The 7,256-nt window shown below is 63.6% G+C and carries 8 protein-coding genes; 5 read left to right on the plus strand and 3 right to left on the minus strand.

The genetic code is table 11. The features are described from left to right. Positions 1-74 precede the first annotated feature (74 nt). Positions 75-824, minus strand: coding sequence for an SDR family oxidoreductase (locus OXK16_11895; GenBank protein MDE0376642.1), 750 nt, complete (start codon positions 822-824; stop codon positions 75-77). 178 nt (positions 825-1,002) lie between these two features. Between OXK16_11895 and OXK16_11900 the strand changes: the two genes are divergently transcribed. Beyond that, positions 1,003-1,806, plus strand: coding sequence for an alpha/beta hydrolase (locus OXK16_11900; GenBank protein MDE0376643.1), 804 nt, complete (start codon positions 1,003-1,005; stop codon positions 1,804-1,806). Between the two features lie 170 nt (positions 1,807-1,976). Here OXK16_11900 and OXK16_11905 read toward each other — a convergent pair whose 3' ends face one another. Continuing rightward, positions 1,977-2,777 carry an NUDIX domain-containing protein gene (locus tag OXK16_11905; GenBank protein MDE0376644.1) on the minus strand — a complete coding sequence of 267 codons (801 nt, stop codon included), beginning with the start codon at positions 2,775-2,777 and terminating at the stop codon, positions 1,977-1,979. Positions 2,778-2,917: 140 nt separating this feature from the next. Here OXK16_11905 and OXK16_11910 point away from each other — a divergent pair, with 140 nt between their 5' ends. Continuing rightward, on the plus strand, positions 2,918-4,528 hold the full coding sequence (locus tag OXK16_11910) for a VWA domain-containing protein (protein MDE0376645.1): 1,611 nt from the start codon (positions 2,918-2,920) through the stop codon (positions 4,526-4,528). A gap of 17 nt (positions 4,529-4,545) precedes the next feature. On the opposite strand, the gene OXK16_11915 is transcribed toward OXK16_11910, so the two are convergent. Beyond that, complete coding sequence (locus OXK16_11915; GenBank protein MDE0376646.1) at positions 4,546-5,142, minus strand: XRE family transcriptional regulator; 597 nt, start codon at positions 5,140-5,142, stop codon at positions 4,546-4,548. 414 nt (positions 5,143-5,556) lie between these two features. Here OXK16_11915 and OXK16_11920 point away from each other — a divergent pair, with 414 nt between their 5' ends. The 3 genes from OXK16_11920 to OXK16_11930 form a co-directional block, all read left to right on the plus strand. Then, complete coding sequence (locus OXK16_11920) at positions 5,557-6,609, plus strand: hypothetical protein (GenBank protein MDE0376647.1); 1,053 nt, start codon at positions 5,557-5,559, stop codon at positions 6,607-6,609. 63 nt (positions 6,610-6,672) lie between these two features. Then, positions 6,673-6,891, plus strand: coding sequence for a tautomerase family protein (locus tag OXK16_11925; protein ID MDE0376648.1), 219 nt, complete (start codon positions 6,673-6,675; stop codon positions 6,889-6,891). A 175-nt stretch (positions 6,892-7,066) separates the two neighbouring features. Next, the coding region (locus tag OXK16_11930) for a hypothetical protein (protein MDE0376649.1) at positions 7,067-7,256 on the plus strand (190 nt) is incomplete at its 3' end.

A 7,256-nucleotide genomic window follows, 5' to 3' on the forward strand; every position in this document is an offset into this window, starting at 1 on the left:
ACGGATCGGCTAGGTCCTGCATGCTCGGCTTGGCCATTCTCACCTGCCTTCCGGTCCAGATCCTGGGTACATGTTCAGAGGAAGAAGGCGCCGCCGTTGACCAGCAGGCTCTGGCCGGTGACGAAATCGGAGGCCGGGGAGCTGAGGTAGATGATCGTTCCCACCATGTCGTCAGCCTCCTGCGTGCGCCGGATGGCCCGACCCGACACCACGAAGGGATCGCTGGTGGCGTCGGTGGGACGGAGGTCCGGGTTGGGGATGAGGTCCGGTGACACCGTGTTGACCGTGATCCCCTCGGGGCCCAGTTCGTTGGCCAGGCACCTGGTGAGGCCCAGCAGGGCGGATTTGCTGGCCACGTAATGGGGGAAGCCCAGGGTTCCCTTGTAACACGTATTGGAAGCGATGTTGATGATCTTGCCCGAGCCCTGGGCCGCCATGTGCGGGTAGACCGCCTTGGTACACAGCCACACCCCGCGGACGTTGACCTCGAAGGTGCGATCCCATTCGGCCACGGTGACATCAGTGAAGGGCCCTCGAGTGGTCTCGGAGAACATGGCGGCATTGTTGATCAGCACGTCGATCCGCCCGAACCCATCCATGGCCGCTTCCGCCATGGCCACCGTGGATGCCTCGTCGCTCACGTCGGTGGTGACGGACAGGGCTTCACTGCCGGCGCCGACCAGTTCCTCCACCACAGGCGAGCCGTCCAGCAGGTCTGAGATCACGACCCTGGCTCCCTCCGCGGCGACACCGAGGGCGTAGGCACGACCGATGCCGCGAGCGCCGCCGGTGATGATGACCACCTTGCCGTCTAACACACCCATACGGACCACCTTCTCAACGCCGGTTTGCCTTCCAACACTAGCCGAAGTGATATTGGTGATGGTAATAATCCGGCCGGGAGTTCGGTGCCGCGCTGCTTGCCATGGCCACGGATGCAATAGATATGATCAAACTCACGGAGCGAGCAACGAACCGTCCCACCCATCAAGGAGGAGACACATGGAGACGCCGAGCGTCCGGCATGGATACACGACCGGGTCCCAAGGCAACCGCCTGCATTACCTGGACTACGGGGGTGAGGGCACGACCCTGATATGCATGCACGGAGTGATCGGCAACGCCTGGAACTGGAAGGCCGTGGCGGCCGGTGTCCGTGACCGGCGCCGGGTGGTGGCCCTCGACTTCCGCGGCTACGGCGAGAGCCAGTGGTCGGCGGGCCACGACTACACGACCTCCGACCACGTGGCGGATCTGGCCGCCCTCGTCGAAGCCCTCGGTGAGGACCAGGTGGACCTGATGGGTTCATCCTGGGGCGCCCTGGTGTCCATCCAGTACGCGGCGGAGAACCCCGACCGGGTGGGAAGCATCGTGGTGGTGGACGTGGAGGCGTCGTTCGCCCAGAGCGAGACCGACCTCTTCCCCCGACCCACCAGCCACGCCGACCACGGCGATGTACGGACCGGCCTCGGGTTCGCCTTCCCCAATGCCCCCGAGGAGATGCTGGAGCTGACCGCGTTGACCAGCTTCGGACCGGTCGACGGCGGGCGGCTGGCACCCAAGCACGACCCCTACTTCTTCGAACGCTGGCCCTTCCGCTCCGACGACCACTGGGAACGGCTGGAAGGCATGGCGACCCCTGCCCTACTGGTCCACGCAACCGACAGCTTCGTCAACCACGATGTCATGGCCGAGATGGCAAGCCGCATGGGCAACGCAACCCTGGTACAGGTGGAAAACAGCACCCACGTCATCCCGGTCGACAACCCCACCGGCCTGCTGGAGGCGCTCGGGTCCTTCCTGTAGTTGTTGTCCGGGATCTCCGCTGGCCCTCTGGCGCACTGGGCCTTGCCCTTTAACGGGAGCGGCTTCGGCTCTACCGTGGAATACAGGTATCTCCCACCCGGAAATCTATAGACGACCTCCAGTGATTTCCGGATGTTGACCAACGAGCTCCTGGGGTGTCGGCCGTCTGCTCAGTCGGTCCCTGAACGGTCCGGAGGCTGGTCCGGAGGGGGCCGTCTTCGTCGAGGTGTGGGGCGAGGAGACGGAGATCTCATGATCGGTGAGGAAATGTACTCCGCCTCGCCAGGGCTATAAATCTTGGCTGGACGCCCCCCTCTTGCCTGCGGATCCGTAGAACCGCCTGTGGAGCGGAGAAAGTCGGGACTTGTGGTGACCTTGCGATGGAAGTTGCCTGGGTCTATGCGGGCGTTCCACACGGCTTCGTAAACCCGCCGTAGCTGGCTGACGGTGAACTCGGGAGGGCAGAACTGTGCGGCCAGGGTGGTGTATTCGAGCTTCGACCGTACCCTCTCCACCGCCTCCTTGATGATGTTGCCGTGGTCGAAGGCCAGCTTGAGAGCATCCGCTTCGACCATCACGACGGAGAAGAGGCTGGCTTCGGCCGCGTCTCCGCCTCCCTTGGGTTCAGGGAGGTTGGCGAGGATGGCCCAGTAGGCGACGGTGACCACCCGCATCCGCGGGTCACGGTCAGGCGTTCCGTACGTGCCGAGTTGTTCGAGATGGCGCGGCTCGGCGACAACCCCTGTCTCCTCGTGAAGTTCGCGGAGAGCCGCCGCCTCGAGACCCTCGTCTTCGCGCACGAAACCCCCAGGTAGAGCCCAGAGGCCCTTGTCCGGGCGCTGCCCGCGCCGGACCAGGAGGATCTGAAGGTGGTTGTCGACGATGGTGAATGTGACCACATCGACGGTGACGGCGACCGGCGGGTACGCCCGGGGATCGTATCCATCGGGAGCCTTCGTGTCACACCCCATCCCTACAATGATATCAAGTTTGTGTTGACAGGACAAGAACCTCTGGCTAGAGTTATTGTCAAATCGGAATAAATCGGTGGGTCTCGGCGTCTTACCTAAATGCGGGGCGTGTGGGCACCCCAGACCTAAGGAGAGATACATTGACTGACGAAACCGTTACCGAGCCGGCCAAGCTCTGGTTCCTACTCGACCGTTCCGGATCGATGAGTGCTCTGGCCCGGGACGTGATCGGCGGATTCAACACGTTCGTTACCGATCAGGCTCGGGAACCCGGGAGAGCGCATCTCACGCTCGTGCAGTTCGACAGCCAGGGCCCGTTCGAGATCATCCACGATTCGGCGCGTATCGAGGACGTACCGGAACTTACCTCCGACATCTACCGCCCCAGAGGGACGACCCCACTAATGGACGCTATCGGTGATCTCATCGAACACGCCGACCGGCGCATAGAAGCCCGATCCCGGGACGATCGACCGGCGGAAGACCAATTGGTGGTGATCTTCAGCGACGGGATGGAAAACGCCTCTCGCCGCCATACCCAGACAAGCGTGGCGGAGTTGATCAGCCGCCGGCAGGAAGCCGGCTGGGAGTTCGTGTTCATGGGCGCCAACCAGGACAGCTACTTGGAAGGGGGACGCATCGGGGTCCGGCGGGAGAGCATCTCCAACTTCGAGGCCAGCGCTGTGGGCACTGCCGCGGCGTTCCGGTCGATCTCGCGAGCCGCGAGCGAGTACCGGGGAAAGACCAGGATGGAACGGACGAGAGATTCCGGAACCTTCTTCGGTGGAACACGCGAAGCAGAGGATGTGATGAGATCCGGAGGCGGACAGGCCGGGGTCCCGAAGCGGCGCCGGGGTGTCCCGAATCTGGACCGGGCGGCGGTCGGCCGACCCATCACCCGGCTGGGGATCTCGCTGTTCCCTGTCTACTTGCCTGGGAACGACCTGCCGGAGATCGCCACGGGCCCGAACTCCGGTCTCGTGATCGAGGAATTACAAGCCTCAAGAGTGCCATCCCTTGAGGTGGCGAACCCGACCAACCGGCCCATCCTGATCCCGGAGGGAGAACAGCTCATCGGCGGCCTCCAGGACCGGGTGCTCAACACGAGCGTCCTGGTGGCCCCGTCCACCCATCTGGACATACCCGTGTCGTGCCTCGAGCAGGGCAGATGGGGTGGCCGTCGCGAGTTTGCCCGCGGAAGGGCCTTCGCGCCCCGACGGACCCGGAGGGCGAAGAACGCATCGGTTGCGGATTCGGTCCGCCGGGAAGGATCCCGCCGCAGCGACCAAGCAGCTGTTTGGAACGCCATCGACCAGGAACTGGCCCGTCTGGGAGTCAACTCCGGCACTCGCGCCGTTAGGGACGCCGAGCAGTTCCTCCGCCGCGACCGGCAGCGTGGCCACACGATCCGGCGCCTCGCCGGGCGGGGGCCGCTGCCCGGCCAGTGCGGCGTGGTGGTCGCCCACGGCAGGCGCGTGGTGGCGATCGAGGTGTTCGGTAACCACGGCCTGCTCCTCCCCCATTGGGAAGGGTTGGTCCGCTCGCACCTGCTGGAACGACCGACCGCAAACGGACGCCCGTCGGCAACCCTTGCCCTACACAGGATCAGGCGCTTCGCCACGGCGGCGGCTGTAGCGAACCGAGGCGTCGGCCTCGGCACGGAGCTGCATGTGAACGACGGGAGGACGGTGGGCCAAGCACTCATCCACCAAGGCGCAATCGTCCACGCTTCCGCATTCATGATCGGCTGAAGGCCAGTGGCTCTTACTCAGAAGGAGGGTGGGGACGAGACCACCAAGAAACGGCAGCCGGTCTGACCGGCTGCCGTGATCGTGTGCGGGATCGTGGCCGGGTAGGTGTACACATCGCCTCGGGCCAATTCGACGGGCGCGGAGCCCTCCAGCTCCACCCGTAGGCAGCCCTCTAGCACGTAAATGACCTCCTCACCCTCGTGGCCCGTGTTGACCGTACCGACGCCGGGGTCGAACTCCACCTCGTTCGGCTCCATGAGGTGGGAACCTCCCCGGGTCAGGAACCGCACCGAGGCACCTTCCACGAGTTGGTAGGTCTCACCCTCGCCGTGACGGACCAGGCTGGTGTCCAACCGCTCCTGAGGCTGAAGAAGGCTGTGAGCGGTGGTGTCCAGAGCCTGGGCGACGTAGTGGAGGGCCATGAGGCTGGGCATGGCCTTCCCGTTCTCCAGCTGGCTGAGAAACGGTTGGGACAAACCACAGCGGGAGGCCAGTTGCTGCAGGGTCAGCCCCTGTGCCTTGCGAAGTCTCCTGAGCGCGGCGCCCAAGGAGGCAGCCACAGCGTCCCCGTCGACCGGTCGGGCATCATTGTCGGCTGCGGCTATATCAGTCACAGCCCGATGCTACCGCCCGAAACTGATGTCCTCAGGCGACAGCGCAACTGGGCCGAATTGAAGAGTGGCGCAGATCGCAAGTAGAACCATCAATGTGTATCCGATGAAGACCTCAGAGCCGTCGGGGATACAAGCCACATGTTTTTGTTACACTGACATAAGCTCCTGGGAGGGAATGCCAACCGTATGCCCGAACATCACGACGCCCAACGCTCCGGCGACCGCAATCGAACGCAACAGTTGAAGTCCGCAGGTCAGAAGGTCACCAGGGCGCCACAAAGAGTTGCATCGATCACATCCAAAGCCAGCCGCGTCGCCTACCGATACACCAGCTCGACGGTTCGAGATGTCAGGAAGGCCGACCTGCGGTTTCATGCCAACCCGGCGGAGTTGGCACAAGCGGTTACAGCTTCCGTGCAGGCAACGATCAGCGACATCGCCGGGACCGCAGCGGCCCAGGTCGGAAGGGCCACCGCCGCTGCCGGCGACAAGACCGCCGGCATCACCCAGAGCACCACAACCGGAATCGGAAGAGCCACCGACAAGGCCCGCGCCACGACCACCGAGATCGGAAACGCTTTGGGTATAGCCACTGCCGGTGTTCTGGAGCACGGCCGGATCTTCCGAGAAAAGTGCCAGGGGTCCTTCGAGCCGCTCCGGACCGGCGCGAAGACAGCCGGAGACAACACTGACGAGTGGGCACGAGCAGCAGCGGCAGGAGCCTGGGGAGCTCTTCTGAACCTTCAGGCGGCTGTTCCAACGTTCAACGATCTCTCACCATTGCTCAAGACGAAGTTCGCGTTGGCGGGCATGCACGGTGCTTGGAGACCGGTCCATCTAGCGAGTTCCTTCTACGAGTCGAGCATTCCATTCCCCATCAGGAATCTTGGGGAGGACGCGGTGCTCGCCTTCATCGACGGGAAGCATGCCAGCCATATCAAAGCAGTTAGCAATATGCCTGGAAGGATGATGAACAATGCCAACATCGTTTGGGAGGCCGCCCGTGACAACCTGGCCCGCGGCAGTGCCGACATGACCCCCCTCGAACTCGCGAAGGCCAACACGCTGAACGCCCTCCATGCCACCGGGATCGTCGCAACTGAGGCGCTCCAGACCGCAGCGGTCGCAGGATGCATCGGCATGGCGCTTGAAGGCGTGGTCAGCGTTACCGAGAACCTCATTTACGTCTACAAGGACGAAATGACGTACCGACAGGCAGGTCGAAGGGTGCTGAAAGCCATGGTGAATAAAGGTAAGTGGGCTGCGATCGGCGGCGCCGGTATGACGGTCGTAGTTGCCCTAGGAGCCGGCCCCGCCCTTGCGACAGCCGCACCGGTTCTCGTTACGGTCGGAGGGGTTGTGTACGTTGTAACGGCTTACAGCCGGATCACGACGGCACTGGAGTCGACCGAGGAGGAGACGGCTTCCGTGCCTCATGTCGAGTATCGCGCTCTCGGCACCGCCTGATCGTCACGGCAGTTATCGTGCCCTTAGTCGGGTGGTAGCCCGTTTGCCCGTGAGGAGGTATTGATGCCGCTCGCTCATATTCACTTCATGTATGACCTCGTGGAGGGCGACCTTCAGGAGGCGAAGCGCAAGCTTGCGGATGAGGTGGCTGACAGCATCGCCCGCAATGTGGTTCACCATCACCAGGGCTCGCCCAAGGACCTGGTCACGGTCGTCTTCCATGACATCGGCGCGGACGACTGGGCCGTTGGCGGCACCCTCTTCAGCGACCGGAACCCCTGACCTACCGCCAGGTTGCACCGGCCACTCCCGCCCCGTAGGATGCCTATTCGGTACGCCCGGCTGCTCCGGTAGCGGGCGGAAGAAAAACCCGATCAGCGAAGAGACCTCTCTCAACGTGTCGGCGCGCGCTGGCGCGTTGTTCGCTTGTAGCTAGCAGCCATCTCCTGGGGAGCCGATGCGCGTAGCGGTGGACATAGGCGGTACTTTTACCGACGCGGTAGTCATCGACGATGATGGCAACACCCGTACAGCCAAGGCACTTACCACCCCTAGCCAGCTCTACGACGGGGTTCTCTCGGCACTCGACCAGCTCGGTGTCGATTGGACCCAACTCGACTCGATCACCAACGGCACCACCGCCGGGC

The sequence above is a fragment of the bacterium genome, assembly GCA_028821235.1.
In the GTDB taxonomy this organism is placed as follows: Bacteria; Actinomycetota; Acidimicrobiia; order Spongiisociales; family Spongiisociaceae; genus Spongiisocius.

Excerpts from the sequence above, each read along its gene's own strand:
- OXK16_11905 (MDE0376644.1), bottom strand. The coding sequence starts at position 2,777 with ATGGGGTGTGACACGAAGGCTCCCGATGGATACGATCCCCGGGCGTAC.
- OXK16_11895 (MDE0376642.1), bottom strand. The coding sequence starts at position 824 with ATGGGTGTGTTAGACGGCAAGGTGGTCATCATCACCGGCGGCGCTCGC.
- OXK16_11900 (MDE0376643.1), top strand. The coding sequence starts at position 1,003 with ATGGAGACGCCGAGCGTCCGGCATGGATACACGACCGGGTCCCAAGGC.
- OXK16_11925 (MDE0376648.1), top strand. The coding sequence starts at position 6,673 with ATGCCGCTCGCTCATATTCACTTCATGTATGACCTCGTGGAGGGCGAC.